The 25638-nt window shown below is 71.7% G+C and carries 29 protein-coding genes and 1 pseudogene; 21 read left to right on the top strand and 9 right to left on the bottom strand.

The window, feature by feature from the left end:
• The first annotated feature begins 16 nt into the window (after positions 1 to 16).
• Positions 17 to 1426: an amidase gene (locus ACFO9I_RS18415; protein ID WP_379183488.1), complete on the top strand. Its 1410-nt coding sequence runs from the start codon at positions 17 to 19 to the stop codon at positions 1424 to 1426.
• Between the two features lie 76 nt (positions 1427 to 1502).
• On the opposite strand, the gene ACFO9I_RS18410 is transcribed toward ACFO9I_RS18415, so the two are convergent.
• Complete coding sequence (locus ACFO9I_RS18410; RefSeq protein ID WP_379183486.1) at positions 1503 to 1682, bottom strand: hypothetical protein; 180 nt, start codon at positions 1680 to 1682, stop codon at positions 1503 to 1505.
• A gap of 120 nt (positions 1683 to 1802) precedes the next feature.
• On the opposite strand from ACFO9I_RS18410, the gene ACFO9I_RS18405 reads away from it, so the two are divergent.
• The 3 genes from ACFO9I_RS18405 to ACFO9I_RS18395 all read left to right on the top strand — a co-directional run bounded on the left by ACFO9I_RS18405 (position 1803) and on the right by ACFO9I_RS18395 (position 4847).
• Positions 1803 to 2585, top strand: a complete 783-nt coding sequence (locus tag ACFO9I_RS18405) for an isocitrate lyase/PEP mutase family protein (RefSeq protein WP_379183484.1) — start codon at positions 1803 to 1805, stop codon at positions 2583 to 2585.
• 41 nt (positions 2586 to 2626) lie between these two features.
• Positions 2627 to 3322, top strand: a complete 696-nt coding sequence (locus ACFO9I_RS18400) for a hypothetical protein (RefSeq protein WP_379183482.1) — start codon at positions 2627 to 2629, stop codon at positions 3320 to 3322.
• 112 nt (positions 3323 to 3434) lie between these two features.
• Positions 3435 to 4847: a PepSY-associated TM helix domain-containing protein gene (locus ACFO9I_RS18395; RefSeq protein WP_379183480.1), complete on the top strand. Its 1413-nt coding sequence runs from the start codon at positions 3435 to 3437 to the stop codon at positions 4845 to 4847.
• A 12-nt stretch (positions 4848 to 4859) separates the two neighbouring features.
• Here ACFO9I_RS18395 and ACFO9I_RS18390 read toward each other — a convergent pair whose 3' ends face one another.
• Genes ACFO9I_RS18390 through ACFO9I_RS18380 form a run of 3 tightly spaced genes read right to left on the bottom strand, consistent with a single transcriptional unit; the run spans position 4860 to position 7408 of the window.
• On the bottom strand, positions 4860 to 6206 hold the full coding sequence (locus tag ACFO9I_RS18390; protein ID WP_379183478.1) for a sensor histidine kinase: 1347 nt from the start codon (positions 6204 to 6206) through the stop codon (positions 4860 to 4862).
• Positions 6203 to 6865, bottom strand: coding sequence for a response regulator transcription factor (locus tag ACFO9I_RS18385; protein WP_379183476.1), 663 nt, complete (start codon positions 6863 to 6865; stop codon positions 6203 to 6205). Before ACFO9I_RS18385 ends, ACFO9I_RS18390 begins: the two co-directional genes overlap by 4 nt.
• Before the next feature lie 36 nt (positions 6866 to 6901).
• Positions 6902 to 7408, bottom strand: coding sequence for a DUF2231 domain-containing protein (locus ACFO9I_RS18380; RefSeq protein ID WP_379183474.1), 507 nt, complete (start codon positions 7406 to 7408; stop codon positions 6902 to 6904).
• A gap of 39 nt (positions 7409 to 7447) precedes the next feature.
• Here ACFO9I_RS18380 and ACFO9I_RS18375 point away from each other — a divergent pair.
• The 5 genes and pseudogenes from ACFO9I_RS18375 to ACFO9I_RS18355 form a co-directional block, all read left to right on the top strand.
• A pseudogene (locus ACFO9I_RS18375) lies at positions 7448 to 8209 on the top strand (threonine aldolase family protein); the annotation flags it as partial.
• An 85-nt stretch (positions 8210 to 8294) separates the two neighbouring features.
• Positions 8295 to 8633, top strand: a complete 339-nt coding sequence (locus ACFO9I_RS18370) for a hypothetical protein (protein WP_379183673.1) — start codon at positions 8295 to 8297, stop codon at positions 8631 to 8633.
• Between the two features lie 110 nt (positions 8634 to 8743).
• Complete coding sequence (locus ACFO9I_RS18365; RefSeq protein WP_379183472.1) at positions 8744 to 9097, top strand: hypothetical protein; 354 nt, start codon at positions 8744 to 8746, stop codon at positions 9095 to 9097.
• A gap of 284 nt (positions 9098 to 9381) precedes the next feature.
• Positions 9382 to 9996 (top strand): TasA family protein, encoded by a 615-nt coding sequence (locus ACFO9I_RS18360; RefSeq protein ID WP_379183470.1) that lies wholly within the window; start codon positions 9382 to 9384, stop codon positions 9994 to 9996.
• Between the two features lie 80 nt (positions 9997 to 10076).
• Entirely contained in the window at positions 10077 to 10727 is a 651-nt protein-coding gene (locus ACFO9I_RS18355) for a signal peptidase I (RefSeq protein ID WP_379183468.1), read from the top strand.
• Here the strand turns inward: ACFO9I_RS18355 and ACFO9I_RS18350 are convergent.
• Complete coding sequence (locus tag ACFO9I_RS18350) at positions 10703 to 11446, bottom strand: response regulator transcription factor (RefSeq protein ID WP_379183466.1); 744 nt, start codon at positions 11444 to 11446, stop codon at positions 10703 to 10705. The genes ACFO9I_RS18355 and ACFO9I_RS18350 overlap by 25 nt on opposite strands.
• 109 nt (positions 11447 to 11555) lie before the next feature.
• On the opposite strand from ACFO9I_RS18350, the gene ACFO9I_RS18345 reads away from it, so the two are divergent.
• The 4 genes from ACFO9I_RS18345 (at position 11556) to ACFO9I_RS18330 (ending at position 14545) form a co-directional block, all read left to right on the top strand.
• Positions 11556 to 12014: a hypothetical protein gene (locus ACFO9I_RS18345; protein ID WP_379183464.1), complete on the top strand. Its 459-nt coding sequence runs from the start codon at positions 11556 to 11558 to the stop codon at positions 12012 to 12014.
• 88 nt (positions 12015 to 12102) lie between these two features.
• The gene (locus ACFO9I_RS18340; protein WP_379183462.1) at positions 12103 to 12852 is read left to right on the top strand and encodes a hypothetical protein; all 750 of its coding nucleotides are present in this window, start codon (positions 12103 to 12105) and stop codon (positions 12850 to 12852) included.
• A gap of 69 nt (positions 12853 to 12921) precedes the next feature.
• Positions 12922 to 13902, top strand: a complete 981-nt coding sequence (locus ACFO9I_RS18335; protein ID WP_379183460.1) for a patatin-like phospholipase family protein — start codon at positions 12922 to 12924, stop codon at positions 13900 to 13902.
• 118 nt (positions 13903 to 14020) lie between these two features.
• Complete coding sequence (locus tag ACFO9I_RS18330; protein WP_379183458.1) at positions 14021 to 14545, top strand: hypothetical protein; 525 nt, start codon at positions 14021 to 14023, stop codon at positions 14543 to 14545.
• Between the two features lie 41 nt (positions 14546 to 14586).
• On the opposite strand, the gene ACFO9I_RS18325 is transcribed toward ACFO9I_RS18330, so the two are convergent.
• On the bottom strand, positions 14587 to 15156 hold the full coding sequence (locus ACFO9I_RS18325; protein ID WP_379183456.1) for a dienelactone hydrolase family protein: 570 nt from the start codon (positions 15154 to 15156) through the stop codon (positions 14587 to 14589).
• A 67-nt stretch (positions 15157 to 15223) separates the two neighbouring features.
• On the opposite strand from ACFO9I_RS18325, the gene ACFO9I_RS18320 reads away from it, so the two are divergent.
• Positions 15224 to 15787 carry an ArsR/SmtB family transcription factor gene (locus ACFO9I_RS18320; protein ID WP_379183455.1) on the top strand — a complete coding sequence of 188 codons (564 nt, stop codon included), beginning with the start codon at positions 15224 to 15226 and terminating at the stop codon, positions 15785 to 15787.
• Positions 15788 to 18065: 2278 nt separating this feature from the next.
• Complete coding sequence (locus ACFO9I_RS18315) at positions 18066 to 18575, top strand: NUDIX hydrolase (protein ID WP_379183453.1); 510 nt, start codon at positions 18066 to 18068, stop codon at positions 18573 to 18575.
• Between the two features lie 42 nt (positions 18576 to 18617).
• Here the strand turns inward: ACFO9I_RS18315 and ACFO9I_RS18310 are convergent, their stop codons facing one another.
• On the bottom strand, positions 18618 to 19310 hold the full coding sequence (locus ACFO9I_RS18310; RefSeq protein ID WP_379183452.1) for a class I SAM-dependent methyltransferase: 693 nt from the start codon (positions 19308 to 19310) through the stop codon (positions 18618 to 18620).
• A 152-nt stretch (positions 19311 to 19462) separates the two neighbouring features.
• Between ACFO9I_RS18310 and ACFO9I_RS18305 the strand changes: the two genes are divergently transcribed.
• Complete coding sequence (locus ACFO9I_RS18305) at positions 19463 to 19822, top strand: hypothetical protein (RefSeq protein ID WP_379183450.1); 360 nt, start codon at positions 19463 to 19465, stop codon at positions 19820 to 19822.
• A gap of 859 nt (positions 19823 to 20681) precedes the next feature.
• On the opposite strand, the gene ACFO9I_RS18300 is transcribed toward ACFO9I_RS18305, so the two are convergent.
• Both ACFO9I_RS18300 and ACFO9I_RS18295 read right to left on the bottom strand, forming a co-directional pair.
• Complete coding sequence (locus tag ACFO9I_RS18300) at positions 20682 to 21635, bottom strand: HD domain-containing protein (RefSeq protein ID WP_379183448.1); 954 nt, start codon at positions 21633 to 21635, stop codon at positions 20682 to 20684.
• Between the two features lie 109 nt (positions 21636 to 21744).
• A complete protein-coding gene (locus tag ACFO9I_RS18295; protein ID WP_379183446.1) occupies positions 21745 to 22653 on the bottom strand; it encodes an alpha/beta fold hydrolase in 909 nt (302 codons plus the stop codon).
• Positions 22654 to 22792: 139 nt separating this feature from the next.
• Between ACFO9I_RS18295 and ACFO9I_RS18290 the strand changes: the two genes are divergently transcribed.
• From ACFO9I_RS18290 to ACFO9I_RS18270, 5 genes are all read left to right on the top strand, one after another.
• Entirely contained in the window at positions 22793 to 23302 is a 510-nt protein-coding gene (locus ACFO9I_RS18290; RefSeq protein ID WP_379183444.1) for a PadR family transcriptional regulator, read from the top strand.
• A gap of 29 nt (positions 23303 to 23331) precedes the next feature.
• The gene (locus ACFO9I_RS18285) at positions 23332 to 23646 is read left to right on the top strand and encodes a DUF6204 family protein (protein WP_379183442.1); all 315 of its coding nucleotides are present in this window, start codon (positions 23332 to 23334) and stop codon (positions 23644 to 23646) included.
• A gap of 489 nt (positions 23647 to 24135) precedes the next feature.
• Entirely contained in the window at positions 24136 to 24339 is a 204-nt protein-coding gene (locus ACFO9I_RS18280) for a hypothetical protein (protein ID WP_379183440.1), read from the top strand.
• A 128-nt stretch (positions 24340 to 24467) separates the two neighbouring features.
• On the top strand, positions 24468 to 24878 hold the full coding sequence (locus ACFO9I_RS18275; RefSeq protein WP_379183438.1) for an MmcQ/YjbR family DNA-binding protein: 411 nt from the start codon (positions 24468 to 24470) through the stop codon (positions 24876 to 24878).
• 94 nt (positions 24879 to 24972) lie between these two features.
• Positions 24973 to 25638 carry an AIM24 family protein gene (locus tag ACFO9I_RS18270; RefSeq protein WP_379183436.1) on the top strand — a complete coding sequence of 222 codons (666 nt, stop codon included), beginning with the start codon at positions 24973 to 24975 and terminating at the stop codon, positions 25636 to 25638.

The raw sequence follows: 25638 nt of genomic DNA, 5'->3' as shown, positions 1-25638 counted from the left end.
GCGGCAGGATCGGCGCATGTCCCACCACGCCTCCCGCGAGTCCGTCGAGCAGCTCCTCGACCGGATCGCCACCGTCGACGCCGACACCAACGCCGTGTGCACCCTCGCCCCGGACGCGCTCGCCGAGGCCTCACGACGCGACCGGGAGGCGGCGCACGGAGGCGTGCGCGGCCCGCTGCACGGGCGGGCGGTGCTGGTCAAGGACAACGTGGACACCCACGACCTGCCCACGACCGCGGGGTCGCTGGCGCTGGCCGACGCACCGCCCCCGCGTGAGGACGCGGCCCTCGTGCGCCGGCTGCGGGAGGCCGGGATGGTCGTGCTGGGCAAGACGAACCTGTCGGAGTGGGCCAACATCCGTGACGAGTCGTCGGCGTCGGGCTGGAGCGCGTACGGCGGCCTGACCCGCAACCCCTATGCCCTGAACCGGTCCGCGGGTGGTTCCAGCTCGGGCAGCGGCGCGGCGGTCGCGGCCGGGCTGGCGCCGTTCGCGGTCGGCACGGAGACCGACGGCTCGATCACCTGCCCGGCGGCGTTCAACGGCTGCGTCGGGATCAAGCCGACGGTGGGGCTGGTCCCCACGGCCGGCGTGGTGCCGATCTCGCGCTCCCAGGACGCGCCCGGACCGATGGCGCGGACCGTGCGTGACGCCGCCGCGCTGCTCTCGGTGCTGGCCGGCGACGGGGTGGACTACGCCGCCCACGCGGTCCCCGGCCGGCTGGCGGGGAAGCGGATCGGCGTGCCCCGGGCCACCTACTGGGGCTACTCGCCGCACGCGGACGCCGCCGCGGAGCGCGCCGTCGCCCTGCTGGCGGCCGAGGGGGCGACGATCGTCGACCACGCCGACCTGCCGGCGTACGAGCCCTCGCTGTGGGAGGACGAGCTCCTGGTGCTCCTGGCCGAGCTGAGGTCCGGCCTGGGGGACTACCTCGCCACCCGGCCCGGCGACGTGCCGCGGTCGCTCGAGGAGGTCGTGCAGTTCAACCGCGACCACGCCGACCGCGAGCTGGCGCACTTCGGGCAGGGGCTCTTCGAGAAGGCGCTGGCCGGGCCGGAGGACGGCTCGCCGGAGTACGCCGCGGCGCGTGCCCGCTGCGTCGCCGCGTCCCGGGAGGACGGCATCGACCGGGTGCTGCGTGAGCACCGGCTGGACGCGCTGGTCACGCCGTCGTACGCCCCGGCGAACCCCATCGACCTGGTGAACCCGGAGTCCTTCCCCGGCTCCTGCACCGCGCCGACGGCGCTGGCGGGCTACCCGCTGCTCACGGTGCCGACCGAGCTGGCGGCCGGTCTCCCGGTGGCGGTCTCCTTCTGGGGCGCCGCGGGCAGCGAGGCGACGCTCGTCGAGATCGCGCACGGCTACGAGCAGGCGCGGGACCGGTCGTCCGGTCCGCTGCCTGAGCCGACGTTCCCGACCTTCGTGTGAGCGGCCGGGCAGGACGTCATACGAACTGGGGGTCCTAGGCACCACTTCGCATGACGTCCCGCCTGCGGCCGACGTGTCAGTTCAGCTTCGAGAAGGCGTCGTAGACCATGTAGGCGGGCCAGAAGATCCCCTGGAAGATCGCGTAGGCGTACTCCCAGAACCGGTCCGCCTGCTGCCAGAAGTAGACCCAGGCGCCGAAGATGCCGAGCCCGTAGAGCGCCCCGCCACCCGCGGCCGCCCCGGTGTTGTTGCCCATGGTGTCCCCTCTCGACGAGCCTCGTGGCCATCGTCGGGCCCGGGTTGCGCCGCGCGTCAGGGTCGGATGGCAGGGGCCGGGGACCGACCCCGGTTGCGCGGACCTGACTAGATTCGGCACATGGCAGACCAAGCAACCATCGACCGCGGCGCCGAGCTGCTCCGCCTCCACCGTGATCCCAAGCTGCTGACCGTCGTCAACGTCTGGGACGTCGTCAGCGCCACCACCGTCGCCGCCGTCGAGGGCACGACCGCCCTCGCGACCGCGAGCCACTCGATCGCGGCGAGCTACGGCTACCCCGACGGCGAGAACATCCCGCTCGACCTGATGCTCGAGGCGGTCGGTCGCATCGTCACGGCGACCGACAAGCCCGTGACGGCCGACCTCGAGGGTGGGTACGGCGACCCCGCCGAGACGGTCCGCCGGGCGATCGGGCTCGGTGTCGTCGGCGCCAACATCGAGGACCAGATGCGTCCGCTCGCCGAGGCCGCTGCCAACGTCGAGAAGATCATGAAGGTCGCCGAGCTGGAGGGTGTCGACTTCGTCCTCAACGCCCGCACCGACGCCTTCCACCTCGGCCGCGACAAGGACCCGGCGGACAACCTGGCGACCGCGATCGAGCGGGGCAAGGCCTACCTCGACGCGGGTGCTCCGGTGGTCTTCGTGCCGGCCCGGCTGGACGAGGAGCAGGTGGCGACCCTGGTCGACGCCTTCGGGCCGCAGCGGCTCACCCTGATCGGCATCCCGGGGACCCCGCCGCTGGCGCGCCTCGAGGAGCTCGGCGTCGCGCGGGTCTCCTACGGCCCGATGGCGCAGAACGTCGCGCTCACCGCGCTCCAGGAGCTCGTGGAGGACGTGCACCGCGGTGGCGGGGTGCCGTCGACCATGCGCATCCTGAACTAGCCAGGGCGGGCCGCGGGCGCCGCCCCTGCGACAATGCACCGGTGACCCGGGACGTCAGCGGAGCGTTGCTGTGGGGGCGCGCCCTGCTCCTGGCCGCGGTCGTCCTCGTGACGGGCGTCGTCGGGCACACCTCCGCCGACGGCCTGCTGCCCGGCCCGGCCGGGCTGACGGTCCTGGCCGCGCTCGTCCTGGTGACCTGCGCGGCGCTGCTCGGACGGCCCGCCACCCGGCTGCGCCTGGTGGCGGTCACGGTCGGTGGCCAGACGCTCGTCCACCTCGCGCTCACGGTGACGGCGGGTCACGCCGGTGACCACACGACCGCTGTCGTCCGACGTGCCCCGTCGCCGCTGCCCGTGGTGGACGGCCGCCGGGTCGGCTCCCTGCTGGACCAGTACGACGCCGCCGCCGGCCCGGCGCTCGGCCCCGGCCCGGCGCTGCCGCTCGGGCACCTGGTGGCGGACCTGTCCGACCACGCGCCCATGATGGCCGCCCACCTGGTGGCCTCGGCGCTCGTCGGGCTGTGGCTCGCGGTGGGCGAGCAGGCGCTGTGGACGCTCGTCGCGTTGGCCGGCGCGCTCGCCTGCGCCCCGCTCCGTGTCCTCGTCGCCGTGGTTCCCGCCCCCGCGGCCCGGCGCCAGAACCCGGTCGTCGCCGCCTGGCCCGGCCCGACGGCCCCGACCCCCCTGCTCGCCCGCGCGGTGGTCCGCCGCGGACCGCCGTCCGCTCTCGCCGCCTGACGGCACTCGACCCACCGCAGCACCCCGCCGGTGGCGCGCCCGCGCGCCCGGCGGGTCGTGCGTGCGTCCCCTCCTGCCCCGCTGCGGGCACCAGATCGAGAGAGAGCGACCCATGACCGACCTGCGCGTGCGCCCGGAACCCGCCGTGCGCCCACCCCGATCCCGGCCCGGACTCTTCCGGGCCCTGTGGCGCTGGCACTTCTACGCCAGCTTCCTCGTCGTACCCGTCCTCCTGGTCCTGGCCTCGACGGGCCTGGTCTACCTGCTCAGGTTCCAGCTCGAGCCGCTCCTGCACGCCGACCTGATGAGGGTCGAGGCCCCCAGCGGCGACATCGTGCGCAAGTCCTACGCGGCGCAGGAGGAGGCGGTGGCGGCCGCGCATCCCGACGCCACCATCGTCTCGATGCGCGAGCCGGAGGGCCACGACGGCAGCACCGTCTTCTCGACGACCCTGGCCGACGGCAGCACCCGCGACGTCTTCGTCGACCCCTACGACGCCGAGGTGCTGGGCGCCCTCGATCCCGACACCACCCTGTCCGGGTACGCCGTGCGGCTGCACGCCGAGCTGATGGCCGGCCGCTGGGGCGACCACCTCCTCGAGCTCGGCGCCTGCTGGGCGATCGTGATGGCGCTGACCGGCTACTACCTGTTCGTCCGCGGCTGGCGGGCGCGGGTGCGCGGCCGACGTGCGCGGCGACCGGGCGCGCGGCTGCGCGTCGTGCACGCGTGGTCCGGGTCCGCCGTCGGCCTGGGCCTGCTCATGCTGCTGGTCTCCGGGCTCCCGTGGACCGGGGTGTGGGGCGAGCAGGCCCAGGAGCTCGCCACCGACCGTGGCTCGTCGCTGTGGAGCACCGACCCCGGGGCGGTCTCCGGCCCCGTCTCCACGCTGGACGAGTCGCTGCCGCACAGCCACCAGCACGAGGTCCCGTGGGCGATGGGCGACACCTCGGTGCCGAGCTCCTCGGGACACACCCACGGCACCGCCGCGGTCACCCTGGACAGGGCGGTGATGGTCGCGGACCACGAGGGGCTCCGGCACCCGATGACCGTGGCGCTCCCGGCCGGCGAGGCAGGTGTCTACTCGGTCATCGGCTACGCCTTCGACGCGCCGCAGGACGAGCGCACCGTCCACGTCGACCGGCACGACGGCTCGGTCGTCGCGGCGTACGGCTTCGAGGACTACCCGGCCCTGGCCAAGACGGTCTCCCTGGGCATCGGCCTGCACGAGGGCCGCAGCCTGGGCGGGTGGTCCTTCGCAGTGGCGGTGCTGACCTGCCTGCTGGTCATCGGCTCGTGCGTGACCGGGCCGCTGCTGTGGTGGCGGCGCCGGCCGCGTGGCCGGACCTCGCTGGGTGCACCCCGCGGTCGGCTGCCGCTGCGGACCTCGCCGCTCCTGCTGCTCGGGGTGGTCGCGCTGGGCGTGCTGCTGCCCCTGTTCGGGGTCTCCCTGCTGCTGGTGCTGGCGCTCGACCAGGTGGTGGTGCGGCGGGTGCCGCGCCTCGCGGGCTGGTTCGGCGCCGCCTGACCTCCGCGGACGTCACAGGCGGGGGAGCCGGACCACGAAGACGGCTCCCTCGCTGCCCTCCCCGGGAGTGGCGACGTCGACGTCGACGTCGACGTCGCCGCCGACCGACCGGGCGACGCGACGCGCGATGCCCAGGCCCAGACCGGTCCCGCCGCCCGGGCCGACGGCGCCGGGGGTGAACAGCCGGTCCCGCACGGCGGCGTCGACACCCGGCCCGTCGTCGCGGACCCGCAGGTCGACCGAGGACGCGGAGACCACCGCCTCCAGGCACACCCGGGTCCGGGCGTGCCGCGCGGCGTTCTCCACCACGGGCGAGACCGCGCGCACCACCAGGTCGCGGGGTGCGGCGATGCGTACGCCGCCGGCACCGTCGGCGGGCACCCGGTCGTCGAGCCGCAGGGGCTCGGGGACCAGGGGAGCCACGGCCTCCACCACCTCGGAGAGACGGCACGTCGCCGACCCCGCCGCGTCGCCGGCGGTGCGCGCCAGCTCCAGCAGGGTCGTGATCGTCTCGGCCATCACCCGGGAGGACGCCGCGATCTGCTCGAGGTCCAGTCGGGCCTCGTCGGTCAGGCCGTCGCGCATCAGCGCGAGGTCGGCGGAGCCCTGGATCGCGGCCAGCGGCGTGCGCAGCTCGTGCGCGAGCTCGGCGGTGAGCCGCTGCTCGGCGCGGATCGTCATGGCGACCCGTTCCAGCAGCCCGTCGAGGGTGGCGCCGAGTGCCGAGATCTCGTTGGTCGGTGGACCGAGCTCGAAGCGTCGGCCGAGGTCGTGCTCGCTCCAGTCGGTGGCCCGCTCGGCCATCTGGGCGACCGGGGCCAACGCCCGCGCGGTGACCCAGCGGGCCACGCCGCCGACCGCGAGGACCACGATGATCCCGACCGCCAGGCTGGTCAGCAGGATGTAGAGCTCGGCCTCCTCGTAGGCGTGCCGGGACTCGCTGACGACCACCACGCCGCTCGCACCCGAGCCGGTGGTGAACGGGCGGGCGTAGAGCCGGTAGTCCTCGCCGACGTCGAGGGTGCGGGGCGTGCCGGCCCGCGACAGCTCGGTCATCTGGGGTCGCAGCCGGGCCCAGGTGGAGCCGGCGACCGCGCGGCCGCGGTCGTCGTACACCTGGACGCCGGGCTCCACGACGCCGTCGGGCACGGTGAGCTGCGTGCCGGAGGCGGTGTCGACCACGGCCACCACCGAGGAGGCGCGGTCGTGCAGGACCTGGTCCAGGTTGCCCTCGATGATCCGGTGCAGGATCAGCTGCAGGCCCAGGGTCACCAGCACCATCCCCACGCCCGTGAGCAGCATGGTGGTCAGGACGAGCTGGGAGCGGAAGCTGGTCGCCAGCCAGCGCGGGGCCCTCACCGCAGCGTGAACCCGACGCCGCGCACGGTGCGCAGCGTCGCCGTGGTGTCGAGCTCGCGGAGCTTGGCCCGGATCCGCCGGACGTAGGAGTCGACGGTGTTCTCGCTGACGTGCGCCCCGTCCGGCCAGGCGGCGGCGACCACGGTCTGACGGCGGACGACCTCGCCCGGCCGCGACGTGATCGCGGCCAGCATCCGGAACTCCGTGGGGGTGAGCATCACCTCGGCGTCGCCGTGCCGCAACGAGTGGCGCGCCGGGTCCAGGACGAGGTCGCCGACGGGCTCCGCGGCCGGGCGGCCGCGCCGCGCCAGCGCCTCGACCCGGGCGATGAGCTCCTTCACGTCGAAGGGCTTGGGCAGGTAGTCGTCGGCGCCGGCACTGAAGCCGGAGAGCCGGTCGTGGACGGCGCCGAGCGCCGTCAGGAACAGCACCGGGCAGGACTGGCCCGCCGACCGGAGCGCCTGGCACACGTCGCGGCCGTCCGCGTCGGGGAGCCCGATGTCCAGCACGATCGCGTCGAGCTGCGCCTCCGCGCCGAACCGCTGGAGCGCCTCCGAGCCGTTGTGGGCGGTGAGCACCGAGTGGCCGCTCAGCTCGAGGGCCTGTGCGACGACGCGCCGGATGGCGGGGTCGTCCTCGCAGATCCCTACGGTGACCACGGTCCTCCTCGTCGTACGGCGCGCAGCGGCCGCGGGTCAGTCGCCGTCGCCGTCACCGGCGCTGGAGGAGGACGACACCTGGTCGCCCCAGGCGGCGCGCGCGCCCGAGTCGCCGACCCGGTAGACCTGCACGCTGGTCGCCAGGGCGGCGACCACGGCGAGGGCGGCCACGACCTTGACGGCGGTGGGGGAGACCGCCGTCGACTCCGTCGGGGAGCCGGTCGCCCGCTGACGGCGGTCGAACCACACGAGCGCCAGCGCCAGCACCAGCAGCGGGATCTCGAACCAGATCAGCTGGTCGCCGAGCTCGGCGTGCTCGCCGGGGTTGCCCACCCGGCTCTCGAGCGCCTCGCCGCTGGACGTCGCGACCGGCGTCAGGATCGTGGAGAGCGCCGCAGCCGCCACGACGAGCGGACCGTAGCGGTGCCGCCAGCCGGGCCGGACCGCGATCGCGATGGTGCCGAGCGCCGCGATCGGCAGCAGCACGACCACCGCGTGCACGACGAGGGGGTGGATGGGCAGGCCGTTGATCAGGTCGAACACGGGATCTCCTCACAGTGGGCCGAACCAGGCCGGGCCCACATGGTTCCCGACGCTACCTGCAAGCAACCTGACTGCGCGGTGAGGCGCGCAAATCGCCTTGCCGGGCGGGTCGAGGCACGGAAGGGTGACGCCGTGACCGACCTCGAGGACCGTGTCCGTGACGCCGCCCGTGCCTGCACCGACGCGGCGGTCTGGCACCGCCGCCGGGCCCCCGGCGAGGTGTTCGCCGCCCTGGCCGCCGGCTGCGAGGAGCTCGGCGTCGAGCAGTGGGACAGGTACGGCGGCGGTGGTGCGGTCGAGATGCTCGAGACGGAGATCGCCGAGACGCTCGGCCAGCCGGCCGCCGTGTTCTTCGTCAGCGGGACCATGGCCCAGCAGGCCGTGCTGCGGGTCTGGTGCGACCGCAGCGGGTCGCGGAGGGTGGCCGTCCCGGACCTCTCGCACCTGCTGAAGCACGAGGCCGACGGGCCGCGGCTGCTCCACGACCTGCGCTTCGAGCACCTCACCGAGGGTCCGCAGACGGCGACCGCCGACGACCTCCGCGCCCTGCCCGGCGTCCTGGGGGCCGCGTTGGTCGAGCTGCCGCTGAGGGACGCCGGCTGCCGGTTGCCCGCCTGGGACGACCTCGTCGCCCTGTCGGACGCGGCGCGGGAGCGCGGCGTACCGCTGCACGCCGACGGCGCCCGGCTGTGGGAGTCGCAGCCGTTCTACGACCGGCCGCTGCCCGAGATCGCGGGGCTCTTCGACAGCGTCTACGTCTCGTTCTACAAGGGTCTCGGGGCGCCGGCCGGCGCCGCGGTGGTGGGGGAGCAGGACGTCTTGGACGAGCTGCGCACGTGGCGGCAGCGGATGGGCGGGCCGGCTGCACCAGCTGACGCCGTACGCCGTGCCCGCGCTGCTCGGCCTGCGCGACCGGCTGCCGCGGATGGGGGAGTACGCCGCGTGGGCGCGGGCGCTCGCCGGCGAGCTGGTCGACGTGGGCCTGAGGGTCAACCCGGACCCGCCGCACACCAACACCTTCGAGGTCTTCGCGGACTCCCCGCTGGAGGAGGTGCACGAGCGGCTGGCCGTCTTCATGGAGCGCGAGCAGGTCCAGCCGTGCGGGCTGTGGACGGCCACCGGGGTGCCGGGCACGTCGAGGACCGAGATGGCCTGCTACGACGCGGCCCTGGACCACGACCCGGCGCAGGTGGCCGCGTGGTTCGCGGAGATCGCCGGTCGCTGACCTCGCGCAGGGCCAGCCTTGCGGAATCCTTGAGGGAACTTCCGCCGGAGCCTTGAGTTGGCTTCGAGACGCTGGACCGACCAGGGGAGACCACCAGCGCAGGAGTGTGCATGATCGACGTCGCGACCTTCGACGAGACGGCGTTGCGCCGCATTTCGCTCGAGGTCGACGACCGGGCCTTCGCCTGGATGTTCGCCAGCCGCTACCGGCAGATGCTCATCGGCCGGGTCGCGCGGATCACCACCGCGCTGCAGCAGGTCGACGTCGAGGCAGCGCTCGACGCGGTGCTGAGCCTCAAGGTCGCGTCGGTGACGGTCGGCACCTGCGAGCTCGCCGACCTCGCCCACCAGGTCGAGGACGACGTACGCCGTCAGGACGTCACGGCCGCGCGACTCTCCGCGTCGCGCCTGTGGCCGGCCGCAGTGCGCGCGGACAGAGCGCTGGGCGCCTACCTGGCCGGCTGAGCCGCCCCGTCGTCCCCGCGCGGGCATCCCCTGTCACTGCCCGCGCGGGGCCTCCCGATCCCCATCCCGGACCGCGTCCGGGGTGGGGATCTGTCGTTTGCCGATCCCGTGCGCGGGGCTCAAGAAAGCCCTCAGGGACGGGGATCGAGGGTTGCGTGACTCTTGCGCAAAGGGCGGGGGATCGTCGGGTGGTGCCTTGAGGTGGCGACGCCAGAGTTCTGGTCATCACCCGAGCCCGACCAGCTTCTGAGGAAGTGCTGGTCCTCATCGAAGGAATCAGTGCCATGCGTACTTCGTCTCACAAGACCGCCGTCAAGATCCTCGCCTCCGTCGTGCTGGTCGGTGGCGCCGCCTCGGTGGCGGGGCTGGGGACCTTCGGTTCGTTCTCCGACACCACGGCTGCCGATCAGTCGGTGGCCACCGGCAAGGTCGACCTGGGCCTGACCCAGCACGCGTCGGCCGGCACCACGGTGGCGGCGGTGGACCTGGTGCCCGGTGACACGGTGCAGCGGTCGGTGACCCTGACCCGCAGCAGCGACACCGAGAAGTTCGGGTCGGTGCTGCTGACCACGACGGCGGGCACGCAGAACGTGCTGGCCACCGACGCCACGAACGGGCTGCAGCTCAGGGTCGACCAGTGCTCGGTGGCGTGGGTCAAGAACGCGGACGGGTCGCTGACCTGCGGGGGCACCACGACGGGGATCGTGGCGAGTCGCGCGGTGGTGGGCAGTGCCCTCGACCTGGGCGCGGCGACCACCACCATGAACTCGTCGGCCGCTGCGTCGAACCTGCGGCTGACGCTGACGCTGCCGACCAGTGCCGGGAACACCTTCCAGGGCCTGGCGAACACGATCACGTTCACGTTCGACGCCACCCAGCGGACTGCCGAGTACCGCTGACCCAGACCCCCGTGTGGCCGTCCGACCCCCGTGGCGGCCACACGGGCCCCTTCCCGCCCGGACCGACGCAGGAGCCGACGATGAGCCTCGCCGCACCCAGCCCGCGCACCCTCCACCGGGGTGCGAGCGCGGCGGCCGGCCTACGGCGCGTGGCCCGCCTCGTCCGGGTCGTGCTCGTCAACGGTCTGCTGGTCGGCTGCCTCCTCGTGTTCCTGCTGCTGGCCGTGGGGCCGCACGTGCTCGGCTACCGCACCGCGACGATGCTGACCGGCAGCATGGAGCCGGGCATCATGCCCGGCGACGTGGTCGTCACTGTGCCCAGGCCGGCCGCCGACCTGCGGGTCGGCGACGTGATCAGCTACCACATCCCGATCGAGGACCACCGGGTCGAGACCCACCGGGTGACCAAGGTCGTCCGCGGCGAGGACGGCAGCATCACGTTCCGCACCAAGGGCGACAACAACCCCGGGGTCGACCCGTGGACCGCGACCCTGCAAGGGGACACCGTCTGGGAGAAGAAGGCGGTCATCCCGAAGCTGGGGTCCGCCATCCGGGTGCTGCGCGACCCGGTGGTCCGGCACTGGGTCTTCTGGGTCTCCGTGGCGGGGCTCCTGCTGCTCGGCCTGTCGCTGATCTGGGGCGGGTCGGACGACGACCAGGACGATGACGAGGACGAGGACGCTTCAGACGGCGCCTCGGGAGACGGTCAGTTCGCGACCTCCATGCGGTAGCCGACGCCCCGCACGGTGCGGATCAGCCGCGGCGAGCCGGCCTTCTCGCCGAGCTTGCGGCGCAGGTTGCCGATGTGGACCTCGACCAGGTGGGTGTCGGTCGCCCACTCGGTGTCCCACACCGAGCGGAGCAGCGCCTCCCGCGTCCACACCCGGGCCGGCGTCCGCATGAGCTCGGTCAGCAGGTCGAACTCGGTGCGGGTCAGCGTCAGCTCGGTGTCGTCGTGGAACGCGCGTCGGCCGTCGACGTCGACGGTCAGCACGCCGTGCTTGAGGATCTCGTGCTCGGCGCCGGTGCGGCCGTTGCTGTCCTTCGCCGGGGTCGTCGGCTGCCCCCGGCGGGGACGGCGGAACATCGCGTTGACCCGGGCGTTGAGCTCGCGCGGGCTGAACGGCTTGGACAGGAAGTCGTCGGCGCCGGTCTCGAGGCCGATCAGCCGCTCGACCTCGTCGTCGCGCGCGGTGATCATCACGACGTACGCGTCGCTGATCTCGCGGATGCGACGGCAGGCCTCGATCCCGTCGATGCCGGGGAGGCCGAGGTCGAGGGTGACCAGGTCCGGGTCGTGCTCACGCACCGCCTCGACCCCGGCGAGACCGGAGTCGACGGCCATGACCTCGAAGCCCTGCGTGCTCAGGGTGAACTCGATCAGGGAACGGATGTCCGCATCGTCCTCGACGACGAGCGCGGTGCGGACTTCTCCCGAGGTCGTGGACATGTGCCGATGATGCCAGAACTTGCCGCGTTCTTGAGGCTGTCCGCGCACCTGCTTGAAGTCGGGTCGCGAGACTCGTTCCGCCCAGACCCGCAACCACGAGAGCGAATCGATGCCCAATCTCGACCGCGGCCGGCAGGTCGTGTCCGCCGTTGCGGTCGTGGCTGCGCTCGTCCTGGCGCCGGGAGCGGCCATCGCCAAGTTCACCGGGACCCGGGCTCCGGCGCTCAGCGTGGCGACGGACCAGATGGAGACGCCGGCGGGCGTGACGGGCACGTTCGCCTGCAGCAGCCCGGCCTCGAACGAAGCGGTGTCGATCAGCGTCACCGGCTTCACCGACGCGGGGCCGGCCGGGTCGTCGTACACCTACCGGCTCAGCGCCACCGGCGCGACGACGGTGACGATCTCGACCACCTCGCACGCGCAGACCATCAGCAACAGCCGGGCGGACGACAACAAGGCGACGACCTGGACGCTCTCGATCCAGTCCGTGCACGGGAACTGGACGGGCACCCCGTTCACGAAGTCGATCGTGTGCAACCGCAAGTCGAGCACCACCGGCTCCCTGTGAGGCCCTGGCCCCTGGCGCGTGGCTGGTTCAGCGCGGCTTCAGCGGCCGCGTCGCATGCTGGCCCCACCCCAGGAGAAGGAGCACCGCCATGGTGAGGAACCAGCAGAAGAGGACCGCCATCGGCGTGGCGGCGGCCGCGCTCGTCGCCGGAGCACTGGTCACGGCGGTCCACGCCCCGGAGGGATCAGCGGCCCCCGCGGCCCGACCCGCCGGTGGTCTGGACAGCAGCCGGTTCGTCCGGCCGGCCGACAACCCTTGGTTCCCGCTCGTGCCCGGGACCGTGGTCCGCTACCGCGGCACCGACGAGGGAGAGCGCCTGCACGAGCACGTCCGGGTCACCCACCGCACCAAGGTGATCGAGGGCGTGCGGACCCGGGTGCTGGTCGACGTGCTGCGGCGCGCCGACGGGAGCCTCGCCGAGAAGACCCACGACTGGTACGCCGCGGACCGCGACGGCAACGTCTGGTACTTCGGCGAGCGGACCGCGACGTACGACGAGCAGGGCCACCTCGAGAGCCGCGAGGGGTCGTGGGAGGCCGGTGTCGACGGCGCGAGGGCAGGGCTGATCATGCGGGCCGACCCGCACCCGACCGACGCCTACCGCCAGGAGCTGTACCGCGGGCATGCCGAGGACCAGGCCTGGATCGTGCAGCGGAACGTCTCCGCGCGCACTCCGCTGCGGCACTTCCGCCACGCGCTCCGCTCGATGGAGTGGTCGCGGCTCGAGCCGCACGTCATGTCGCAGAAGCTCTACGCCCGCGGCATCGGGATCGTCGCCGAGAAGGACCTCTCCGGAGGCCACGAGACCTTCCACGTGGTGTCCGTCCAGCGACCCTGACCGGTCGGACCGCGGCCCAGGGGCCATCGGCCCTGTCGGCTGCCACCCCCGGGACGCGACCCTCGGCAGGTGGCCAGGGTCGGTCTCGTCCTGGGTGCCGGCGGGGTCGTGGGCCAGGCCTACCACGCCGGCGTGCTCGCCGCGCTCGAGCACGACTGCGGCTGGGACCCGCGCACCGCCGAGGTGGTCGTGGGGACCTCGGCCGGGTCGATCACGGGGACCCTGCTCCGGGTCGGTGTCCCCGCCGCCGAGCTGGCCGCTTGGGTCGTGCAGGCGCCGCTCGAGGCCGAGGGCGCCGTCCTGCACGAGATGCTCGGCACCGAGATCCCGGTGTTCGAGCCGTTCCGGGTCCTCCCGCTGCTGCGCCGGCTCCCGGAGCTGCCCGGCAAGGACATGGTGCAGCGGGCGCTCGTCCGGCCCTGGTCCTTCCGGCCGATGGCCGCGGCCCTGGCGCTGCTGGCCCCCGGGCAGCACGACATCGCCGAGCAGCTGGCGATGCTGCGCGAGGTCGAGGGACAGTCGTGGCCGGAGCAGGACCTGTGGATCTGCGCGGTGCGGCGCCGCGACGGGCGGCGGGTGGTCTTCGGGCGGGTCGGGAGCCCGAAGGCGCCGCTCCACCTGGCGATCGCCGCGTCGTGCGCCGTCCCCGGCTACTTCGCCCCGGTGCGGATCCGTGAGCACCACTACGTCGACGGGGGAGCGCACTCGCCGACCAACGCCGCGATCCTGCGCGAGCGGGCGCTCGACCTGGTGATCATCGTCTCGCCGATGTCGGGGCCGAGCGGACTCCCCCTGGACCTCTACGAGCTCTCCCGGCGTCACGCCGCCCGGCTGGTGCGCCGCGAGACCAGGGCGCTGCGCGAGAGCGGGACGGCGGTCGTCGTCTTCCGGCCCGGTCGCGCCGAGCTGACGGCGATGGGCAACGACTTCATGGCGCGCGACCGCGTCGACCTGATCGTCCAGGAGTCCTTCCTCGGAGCCGGCGCGTACGCCGCCCGCGCGGACGTCCGCGAGGTCCTGACGGCGTCCGGGCTGCGTCGTCGCCGCTAGGACGCGTCGGGGGACCGGAGCGACCGGGGCGGAAGCACCAGGAGGTGCTGGGGTCGTTGAACGGCGGGGGAGGCGTGCTCGTGTCCTGGAGTGCGGGGGTCTTGCAGAGGAGGAGATCATGCGTACACGTTCGCGGTCCGCGAGGCCGGCCCTGCTCGTCGGCGCGGGGCTGCTCCTGCTCGCGGCCTGTGGCTCGGGCGGTGGTGGCGGCAGCTCGTCGCCCTCGACCGGGTCGAGCCCGAGCGGGGGCACCGGGTCGGTCGCTGTCGGGAGCACCAGTGCCGGCACGGTCCTGGTCGACCCCGCCGGGATGACGCTCTACGCCTTCGCCAACGACTCCAAGGGACACTCGACCTGCAGCGGCTCGTGCGCGACGTACTGGCCGCCGGTCCCGGGGGCCGACGCCCCGAACGGCGCGACCTCGTCGGTCATGGCGAAGTTCGGCACGATCAAGCGGTCGGACGGGTCGAGCCAGCTGACGGTCAACGGCTTCCCGATGTACACCTACGCCGGGGACAGCGCTCCGGGCCAGGCCAACGGCCAGGGCAAGGACCTGTCGGGCGGCCTGTGGTGGGTCGTGGCGCCCGACGGCTCCTGGGTCGAAGGGTCCGGGGCCCCCTCGGGCGCCGGCGGCGGCTACTGAGCGACCGCGGCGCAGGGAGGAGCTGGCGTCGACCCCGCCGGTCAGACGGAGGCGAGGAACGCGCGCACCCGCTCCATGAGGAGCGCGGAGGCCTCGGGGTCGTACGCGTCGAGGGAGGAGTCGGTGAAGAGGTGCTGGTCGCCGGGGTAGACGAACAGCTCGGCGGCCGCCGTGGAGTCCGCGAGCTCGCGAGCGGCCGGCAGGTCCTCGTCGAAGAACTCGTCGCCCTCCTTGCCGTGGATCTGCACCGGCACCCCCTCCGGCCACGCCCCGCCGAACTCCGCGACCGGGATGCAGGACTCCATGAGCAGGGCGCCGCGGGCACCCGGCCGGGTCTGTGCGAGCCGCTGGGCGATCGTCACCCCGAAGGAGAACCCGGCGTACACGAGGTCGGTGCCGAGCTCGTCGGCCGCGGCGGCGCCGCGCTCCCGGATCGAGTCGAACCCGGTGTCGCGTGCGAAGCCGAAACCCTCCTCGATGCTGCCGAAGGTGCGGCCGTCGAACAGGTCGGGGGTGTGCACGGTGTGCCCGTCCTGCCGCAGGGCGTCGGCGAAGGCCCGCACCCCGTCGGTCAGGCCCTGGATGTGGTGGTACAGCAGCACCTCGGCCATGTCAGCGATCTCCCTCGTCAATTGATCGAATAGTTTGGAACATTCGGGGATGTTAGTCTGTTGTGTCATGGCGGACAACCCCCCGGGCTACGAGCTGGCCGATCGGATGGCGCTCACCAGCCCGGCCCAGGTGAAGGCGATCGGCCATCCGCTGCGCACCACGATCCTGCAGCTGCTGCATGAGCGAGCCGCGACGGTCACCGAGCTCGCGGCGGCGGTCGAGCGTCCCAAGAGCACCGTCGCGCACCACGTCGACGTGCTCACCCGCAACGGCCTGCTCCGGGTGGTGGGCACGCGGCAGGTGCGGGCGATCGAGGAGCGCTTCTACGGCCGCACCGCGCGCATGTTCTACGTGGCAGCGGAGCCGTCACCTGCCGGTGAGGGGATGCCGGGCGACTTCAACGACTTCGAGGTGGCCGCCCGCGAGTCCGCGACGGCGTACGAGCGGGGAAAGCTCTGGGGCTTCATCCGGCATGCGCGCATCTCGGAGGACCAGGCCTCCCGGTTCTGGGACCGGATGGCCGAGCTGGTCGACGAGTTCGACCGGATGCCGAGGTCCGGCAGCACGACCTACGGATTCGCGATCGGCATCTACCCCACGGACCACCCGACGCTGCCGACGGCGGAGTGACGCAGGGCGGTCTGGCCTGACCGCGCCGGTGGCCACCCTGGGTACGACGCGACGGCCGCGTTCGCGGCGCCCGTGGTCAGAGCTTGAGCTGGTCGAGGCGGTAGCCGTGCTCCCACTCGAGCTCGTGGGCTTCGGCGCGTTCCTGGTCGTGGTGGTTGCGGAGCTCGCGGAGGGTGCTGAGGAGTTCAGTCGCGGTGAACTGGATCGGGTCGTCGTCGCTCGGGTCGGGCAGGTCGGGCCACTCGGGGTTGACGGGTTTGGCCGGTGGGGCGATCTGGTGGGTGAACCCGGCGGCGGTGCGCAGCCGGTAGGAGCCGGTCGTGTGTTGCTCGATGGTGAAGCCGGGGGCGTGCTTGGCGGTGTGCCCGCGTTTGCAGGCCGGCCACAGGTTGCCGGGGGTGGTGGCGCCGCGCGGGTACGGCGTGCGGTGGTCGATCTCGACCTGGGCCGCGGACCGGTCGCAGGCGGGTTCGTAGCAGGTGGTCCACTCGCGACCACGTGCCGCCAGATCGGCCCGGTCGGCTTGTAGGAGGTGGTGGACAGCTCGACCATGCGCCCGGCGGGGTCGGTGAGCATCCGGTGCCAGGTGGCGTCGGGGTCGGCGGCGATGGCCCGGGCCAGCCCGGCCGGGACCACGGTGCCGCCGGCCAGGACACCGGGGTCGTCGCTCAGGCCCATCACGGTCTGGATGGGCACGGTCAGGTTGACCACCGGTCGGGCGTACGCCGGGGCCGGCACCCCCTGGCTGCGGCCGCTGAGGAGGTCGAGGGCGAGGTCGGACTTCAGCTGGGCGAGGGTCCGCTCGTCCCCGGCCCGGCGGAGCCGGCGGGCGGCGTGGGTGAGGCGGTGGTCGGCCAGCAGGACCTGGGCCACCGTTGCGGTGATGCCCAGGTGGGCCATCCCGTCGCCGGTGTCGGTGGCCCGGACGGTGCGGTCGGCCTTCGCCCGGCGGTGGCGTTCCTCGGCGTCGGCGGAGCGGAGCCGGTTGATCTCGTAGGTCAGCTTGTTGCGCAGCTGCTTGGGGGTGCACGCCACCACCGCCGGCACCCCGGCCAGGCCGTGGGCGTCGCTGAGGTGCTTGTGCAGGAACCCGGTCAGCCGGGGGCGCGAGGATCCGCAGCTGGAGCGGGTCGGTGACCGCGTGCCGGACCGCGTCGGCCAACACGGTGGCGCGGTAGCCGTCGAGCTGCCCCGCCGCGCAGAGCGCCCACACCTCGGCGAAGTACTGGTGCAGGAACAGGGCGACGTTCAGCTCGTGCCGGACCCGGGGCTCGCTGAGCCCCCACAGCGCGGAGACCTCGGTGACCGTCTCCGCCCGCGGGGTCAGGGTGAAGCGCGGCGACAGCGCCGTCCGGGCCTGGTAGTCGGCCTCCCGGCGGGAGTGGAACTCCACCAGCCGCCCCCACCGCGCCGCGTTCGCCCGCGCCTCGGCCACCCCGTCGGCCACCCCACCGGCCAGCAGGTCGTGGTCGCTCAGCTCTGCCAGATCGTGCGCAGGGCCCATCGCTGCATCCGACCACGTCAGCACTCAGGTGCTGAACGACCGGTCGGCGAAGGCTCAGTGCAGGAGTGCGCGCGCTACTCGCAAGGGGCAGGCTCCCGGATCCCATTCCGTCGCGTCGACCGCCGCCTGTTGACATCGCATTCCTGCATGTTGAGGTCTCGGCCACGGTGAACGCCGAGATCTGTAGAACCTGAGCGGCTCTCCCGGTGTGATCACGGTCGCGGACATGAGGCAGCGAACGACGGGCGATGACAAGCGCATGAAGCTGCGATACGCCGGCACGTGTCGAGTGTGGCGTTGACCTTCCCGCGCGCACTGAGGCGGTCTACGAACAGACATCGAGGTCTGTCCGTTGTCTGACGCATGATCTGGAAGTGCCGGCTCGATCCACGCCGGAACCTTCGTCTGAGAAACGCCAGTGACTGTCTCGCACCCCACACGGGAGTTTCCTGTCGTTGATCCGGGGACACCTGGCGGCTCGGCACGTCGCGAGTTCGAGAGGCGTCAACGTGCACGGCAGGACCGGGTAGGGGCTGAGCACCCGAAGCTCGTGGGCTCATCCTCGCTCTCAGGGGTGTGTCCCCATTGCCGTCCAGGGCAGCTGCCGTCCAAGGCAGCGGGGCGGTTTACCGGACCTGCCGATGAGCGGACGTACGGAACCGTGTCACTCCGACGAGCGTGAGGTGATTCGGGAGCCCGCAGGCAGTTCCTTGGGGAGTGATCCCTCATGCCATCAGCGGTCATATCCGGAGGGCAGGTGAGAGCCTTGGGGGCATGGACGTGTCCTGGTCAACCAACGTCACAGCGTTCACCGTGACCAGGAGTGGTCCACTTTGGCTGATGGTCTTGCATGATCGACTTGGCGTGACTCGCTGGGAGTTGCCTGGCGGCCACGTCGAGCCGGGAGAGACGTTGGAGGAAGCCGCGTACCGGGAGACCCTCGAAGAGACGGGTGTCGAGGTCCTCGTGGGACGTCTGCTGGCGACATGCGTCCATGAATGGTCAGAGCGGCGACTGCGAAACCTGGTCACGTTTTTCGAGGCCGAGTCCCTGAGTGACGCGGATCCGAGAACCGCGCCTGACGAACCAGACCTGGTCACGGCATCGTGGCAGGACCCGCTGGCCTTGGACCGCCGGGCCGTCAGCGCGTTCGGACACCCCCTGCTTGAACAGCAAGCGAACAACTGGAAAGCCGCTCCCATGCACTTCCAGATGACGCATCGCAGGGGAGGTGACGGCGCGTGGGAACCAACCCTCGTCAGTGGCGGCTCAGCGCGGCAATGACGGACGCGGTCTCATGCCGCGCGTCGCAAGTTGCCAGCGGGCTCACGGGGCTACCAGGACGAAGAAGAGGAAGCAGACGAAGGCGGTGCGGTCGCCAAGATCAGGCGGCAGGAGGTCTTTGGGTGTCTCGGGAGACCACGGGGGCTCGCTCACGACCTCGATCCGGAAGCCTGCTGCAGTGAATGCATCAGTCATCGCGTGCAGTGGACGGTGCCAGTAGGTCAGGACTGCGCTCTGGCCGTCGAAGTCGAACTCTTCGGAGTACTGCGTCGTCGCGAAGTAGTCGCGGTCCTGGTAGTTGAACATGTAGGCCGCCGGGTGAGGTACCGAGATCACCAGTCGCCCTCCTGGTCGCAGGATCCGGCGCAGCTCCGTCAGCGGAGCGTCCCAGTCCTCCAGGTAGTGCAGGGCAAGTGAGGAGACGATGACGTCGAAGGTCTGGTCGTCGTACGGCAGCGGCTTTCCAAGGTCTGCGACCAACAACTCGGTCTCCTCGCCGAGGCGTTCCCGAGCCAAATCGACCATCGCGGGGCTGACGTCGAAACCACGCACGATGGCGCCCCGATCCCTCAGGTCGACGCACAAGGGGCCCGATCCACATCCGGCGTCAAGAACCTCGCTGCCGGTCACGTCGCCGGCGAGGTCGACCATCGCCGGTCGGCAGTACCAAGCGTTCAGAAGGCTTGTCTCGTTTGCCGCAGAGTAGGCCCTGGCGAAGGCGTCGTAGTCGGTCACGTCAGTCACTTCCGGTGGGCGGGCACGGGCGTTGAGGATGACAGGCGTCGGGCGGCCTCTGACGCCCGGACATGCCGCGATCCGCTCGGTCCAGGCGTGAACTATCGGTGGCGTCGACGGCAGCGGGCGGCAGCATGGGGCAAGATTCGCGAGTGGCCCAGCTGATCGAACCGCCTAACTCGGTGCTCCTTGTCGTGGCCCGGGAGCATTTCACGCTTCCCTCAAGCTTCAACGGTATGGCCTGTGCCTCAACGACGGACTGCGTCGCGATCGGCGTGGCGAACGTCGACGATGCCCCGACACTCGCCGGCTTCGCTCTTGAGGCCGCACGCGACGATCTACATCAGCTTGGTCAGTTCACCCTCGAGACCGAGGGAACGCTATCGATCCGCGACGTCTACAACCGCGAGTACGGAGCAGCCGGCGTCGAACCAGGCAATGTGCTCCTGACGGTCTGGGGGAACGACGAGCAGGAACCTTCCGAGCTCATCCTCGAGGTTCAGGCCCTCTGAGTCGTGCCGCGCGGCGGCCACCGCACGTCAGCGTGCGCCCGCAGCCATCCGGAGCCGCTGACCGGTCGTGCCGATGAGCGGTAGGTAGTTCAGAGTGACGCCATGACCGAGGACCCTGTCGCTGCACTCGTCGCAGGTGCGCTCCGGCCAGATCCTCGCCTATGTCGAACAGCGCGACGACATGTGCACGGTGGATGACGACGTACGTGCGCTGGAGGATGTTGCGGCCACGCTCTCCCAGGTGTCGCCACGGAATGCGGATCGGCTCAAGACGCTGCTGGGGCCATAACGGTCCCTCGCGGCTGGCCTCTGACTGGCATGCGTCTGCGGAGTCTGATGCCAGTGTCCGTCGCTCCGACGGGGACACTGCCGTCCAGCCAAGACACTCCGGATTCCGGCGGGGACACTCCGCACCAACCCACGTTCCGGGAAGGACACTGTGCGCCCGCCCGTCAGTTCACGGAGCCAGCGGTGAGCCTCCTCAGCGCCGGGGAGTGCGGCTGTACAGCCAACGCTCGCAGGGTCAGGGTGAGGTAGGCGGGTATCCGGCGACGAGGAGCCATGCCGGGCCACAGATGCCTGCGGCGGCGAGAACGAAGACAGGCGGCGACCACGCTCTCAACCGCGATGACCACTCCAACGCGTGGACGGTGCTTCCGGAGATCCACCAGAACGCGAACGGGGAGATAACCTGCAGCGCCCCCACCGCTGCTCCCCACAGCAGAGGTAGCCGCATGCGCCGTGTGCGGGCCCGTACACCACTGTCGGTGGGGCCGGGTCCCTGGTCGGGGTCACTGCCAGCGACTGCCGGGAGACCGCTGCATCCCGTTGAGGACGTGAGCCCCTACGCGTCCAGCGGTCATCCGCGGAACGGTGCGAGTCGAATGGTCAGGTCGGTCGCCGCATAGCGGCGCAGGTACGCGGCTCGCCCTCGGGGTACCTGCCGCGCCTCGGCTCGCCACAGCCGGGTGAACTCCTGCTTGAACCCGAGTCTCGGGTGCTGATGGACGACCTGTCGGCGGACGGCGTCGGGGATGTCTCCGGCGCGGAGCCCGAACACGTCGACGGCGGCGCCCGCAGAGAGCAGGTAGGCGTCGGGGCCTGCCTCCGGCGCGACTCCCGGAGTGTGGTGCAGGGCGATGGCGTTGGTCATGACCTCTCGCTGGGCTGCCGACATTCCGTGACGGTCGGCGAACAGCCTCAGGAGGGCGGCGCTCTGGACGGTGAAGTCGACGTTGGGGATGCCAGTGGGCAGACCCGTGTCATGGAACATCGAGGCGACGTAGAGGAGCTCGCGGTCGAAGTCGACCCCATCGACGCCGGCGAGCGCTGCGCCCCAGGCGTAGGCGCGGTGGGAGTGCTGCAGCACCGCCGGACTGAGGAGGTCGTCGGCGGCGGCCGCCGCGTCGCGCGCCGTCGTCGAGTCGGGGGCTGCGAGGGCGGCCGGATCGAGATGGGCATGACGGCCCCGGTGACGGCGGGCAGCGAGGGCGAGGTGCCCCAGCAAGATGTCGCGATGCCCGCGGGACAACGGCCGAGCCAGAGCGAATCGTTCGCGGCGGGTCAGGACGCCCCCTGTGCGTTCGGTCCACCCGATGGTGCCGAGAGCGGGGGTCAGTTCATGCGTAGCGCTCATGCGCGCACTCGACGGAGACGACGGATCTTCGCCCCGGCCGAAGGGCCGGGTGGCCTTTCCTGTCGCGGAATGCGGGGGGATCATGTGCTTCTCCTGAGTGTGCGGGTGGTGAGGTTGCAGGCCCTGCGGGCGCAGCGTCGACCTGTCGGCCGAAGGTGGGTTGGTGGTGGTGCTCAAGGCGGCTGTCCCGTGTGGGTCTCTCTCGTGCGGGGTCTGGGTTGCCTCCCACTCGGTCGGCCGAACGGGTTCTTGGGTCCTCCCGTGCCGGAGCCACGCTCTCTTGCTGTCAGCGCTGGCTGGTGTGCTCGGCGATGGCCTCGATCAGGGCAGGCCACAGCGCCGGCGGGCGGTCGTGTCCCATGTCCTCGAGCAGCATCAGTCGGGCGCCGGGGACGAGCTCAGCGGTGCGGCGGCCGCCGCTGGGGTCGATGAGGGTGTCATCGAGACCGTGGATGACGAGCGTGGGCACCTCGAGCTTCGAGAGCGCCTCGCCGCGGGAGCCGTCGAGGATCATCGCGGCAAGCTGCCGGGGAACACCGGCGGGGTAGTAGGCGCGGACGTAGCTGGCAGCTGCCAGGGCCTGCAGCTGGCTCGCGTCGCCGTACCGCCGGGACGCCCAGACGAGCTCGCGCTCGGCGGCGGCGGCGTAGCCGTCCCGGTCGCTCGGACGGGAGGAGAACAGCACCTGCTGCGCCTCGGGGGACGACTGGCCATACTCCTGCTCACCGGTGGACGACATCATCGACGTCAGCGTCAGCACCCGGTCGGGGAACTCGATCGCCATCTTCTGCGCGATCATCCCGCCCATCGAGGAGCCCACCACGTGGGCCTGCTCGATGCCGAGCGCGTCCAGGACGTCGATGCCGTCGTGGGCCATGTCTCGCAGGGAGTACGGCGCCATCGCGAGTGCCCGGTCGAGGTCCCCGGAGGTGACCGCGGTGATGAAGTCCGTGAGGCTGACCGGGTGGTCGTCGAGCTTGGTCGAGAGGCCGCAGTCTCGGTTGTCGTACCGGATGACGTAGCGGCCGCGTGCGGCCAGCTGGCGGCAGAAGTCGGCGTCCCAACCCAAGAGCTGGGTGCCGAAGCCCATCACCAGCAGGACGGCGCGGTCGGAGGGATCTCCGAAGGTCTCGTACTCGATCGAGACCGGCTCGCTGCCCGGAGTCGAGTGGGTCGGGTCGGTTCGGGGTGCCATGTCGTGCCTTCTCGTGGGTGTGGGTGGGTCGGGAACTGACAGCGAAGGCTGGAGGCTGAATGCGTCGGAGGACGCACTACGCACAGTACCTGTCAGAAGTTACATGTCAAGCATGACAGGTTTGAGATAGAATCTCCTCATGTCTTTGCGCTACGCGGTCCTGGGCTTGCTCGCCCGCCGCCCCTCAACCGGGTACGAGCTCACTCGTACGTTCGACCGCTCCCTGAGCACCTCCTGGCACGCGCGCCACAGCCAGATCTACCCCGAACTCGCCAAGCTCGAGGGCGCCGGCCTCATCGCACTGGTCGGGGAAGGGCCACGCGGCAGCAAGACCTACGACATCACCGACGCCGGACGCGCCGAGCTGCGGACGTGGCTGGTCGACGCCGAGCCTGACCGGTCCCAACGCAGTGAGAGCGGCCTGCGCCTGTTCCTCACACCGCTCCTGGACCCGGCCGACAGGAAGCAGACCTTCGAGCGCGACCTCGCCCACGTCGAGCACGAGCTCGCCGCGCTCGAGGCGCTGCGCGCCGACCAGAGCACCGGCGCCGAGCCGGAGGTGTTCGCCCCGCAGGTCGAACTCGGTGTGCGCATCAACAGCGTGCTTCGGGACTGGCTGCGCGAACAGATCGAGGCGGCCTCCGCGTGACGACCACAAGGGCGGTGAGGACCTATCGAGTGCAGGCGACTGGCCAGTTCTCCGGCCTGACGCCAGCTGCGAGGGCGCGACTTCGCGACGAGCAGGCCGAGCACGATCTGCTCGTCTCAGCCTGGACCCGCGAAGGGACGTTCACGTACTCGCCCAGCCTGACGCGGTTCACGCTGCGGTACCTGCTCGAGGTCTCGGAGAACTCGGCAGCCGAAGCTGACGAAGCCGCGCTGATCGAGGCGGAGCTCCTCGCCACGCAGTTCCTCGAGTCTCGAAGCATCACCCACAAGCCGTTGACCCTGTCGGCCACCTGTCTGGACGACGTCAAGGTCAGGCGGCGCTGACGAAGGCTTCACGTCGGCTGGGCGGCCCGCACGGCCCGAGGAGCGGGGGGCATCCCGGCTGTTGGACCGGGCGAAGGACGCCGGGGCCCCGCAGGATCAGTGGCGACCACCTACCAGCTACCTGCACCACTGACCGGAGAACCCTCGATGACGAACCCCGCCCAGCCCGCCGCGACCGCGGCACGGCACATCGGCCTGCTGATCTTCGACGACGTCGAAGAGCTCGACGCGGTTGGACCGTGGGAGGTGCTCTCCTGCTGGGCCCTGCACCACCCTGAGGGCGGCTGGAGCGTCTCGTGCATCTCCCGGGACGGGGAGGCCATTCGCGCACGGCGCTCCCGCCCGCGTGACCCACCCCGTTCCCGCCGCCGCCACAGAGCACAGATCCCGCCGCGAGCCGGACGCAAGCCCGGGATCGGCGTGGTGCCGAGGACTGAGGAGGGGCGGCCGAGGCGCTTGGGCACAGCGCACTGAGCTAGCCTTGCTGCGATGAGCAAGCCAGATCTGGGCAACCGCTACGGCAGCTCGAACGTCGCGTTGAAGGTCCTGTGGTCGCTGGTGGCGCTGGCGATGATCGTTCTCGGAGCGATCTGGACCTTCGCAGGCTCGGGCGCCGCCCGGTCGTTCGGTCCGATCGTTGCTGGCCTCGGCGTGTCGTTGGTCTACGTGGCACTGATCCAGAAGCGCCACTGATTCACATGGGGTCCGGGCGGGCCCAGAACCGGCGCCCAACCCGCACGACGGAAGAGGCCGGCGGCGTTGAGCGCAGCAGCAGGCTGGAGATGCGCCCCCGTGTCGGCGCCCCCTGACAGACTCGGAGCATGGCCAGGAGACCGCGCATCGAGCCCTCCAGCCAGGTCGTCGCCCGGCTTGCGTCCACCGCGCTGGCGCTGCCCGAGGCCTACGAGGAGGACGCCTGGACCGGCGTGAGGTGGCGGGTCCGGAGCAAGACCTTCGCCCACGTCCTGGTCGCCCAGGAGGGTTACACGTCGGCGTACCGCGACGTGACCGGGGTGACCGAGCCGACCACGGTGCTGACCTTCCGGTCGTCCGGCGACGAGCTGCTGGCCCTGACCCACGCCGGGCCGCCCTTCTACCGGCCGCCGTGGTCGCCGACGGTCGTCGGCATGGTGCTCGACGGCGACACCGACTGGGACGAGGTGGCCGAGCTGGTGACCGAGAGCTATCGGTTCTGCGCACCGCAGAAGCTCAGGCACCTGCTGGATCGATGACGTCGCGCGGTCCGGAGCGTCGAGCCCCGTGGTTCGCCGGGTGGTGCCGGTCCCGGGCGTAGTCTGCGAACAGGCCCAGACCTAGGGGGAAACGATGCGCAGCGATCTGTTCGGGACGAACCTGGAGTCGGCCACGGCCGACCGCTTCACGTTGCAGAACTCCCGCATGCTGCGGGTCGCGCTCGACGGGGAGGTGATGGCCCGGCAGGGAGCGATGGTCGCCTACCAGGGCGAGGTGGACTTCGCCTACCAGGGCGCCGGCGGCATGGGGAAGCTGTTCAAGAAGGCGTTCACCGGTGAGGGCATGCCCCTGATGAAGGTCACCGGTCGCGGCGACGTCTTCTTCGCCGACGACGCGTTCGAGATCCACCTGGTCAACCTCGAGGACGACGCCCTCACCGTCAACGGCAGCAACGTCCTGGCCTTCGACTCCACGCTCACGTGGGACATCAAGCGGGTCGAGGGGGCGTCGATGATGGCCGGGGGCATCTTCAACACCACGTTCACCGGTACCGGGACGATCGCGATCACCTCGCACGGCACGCCCGTCGTCCTCGACGTCGACGCCCCCACGTACGCCGATGTCCAGGCCGCCGTCGCGTGGTCGACGTCGCTGACCACGAGCGTCCGGCGAACCGCGGGTGCGGGCGCACTGATCGGTCGCGGGTCGGGTGAGGCGTTCCAGCTCGTCTTCAACGGCCGGGGCTTCGTCGTCGTCCAGGCGAGCGAGGGGCGGGTCGTGCCGCCCCACAGCCACTGA

The sequence above is a fragment of the Nocardioides sp. GCM10023255 genome, from assembly GCF_042653125.1.
Taxonomy (GTDB): domain Bacteria; phylum Actinomycetota; class Actinomycetes; order Propionibacteriales; family Nocardioidaceae; genus Nocardioides.
Note: the sequence above shows the minus strand (reverse complement) of the source record. Positions and strands in the feature narration are given on the sequence as shown.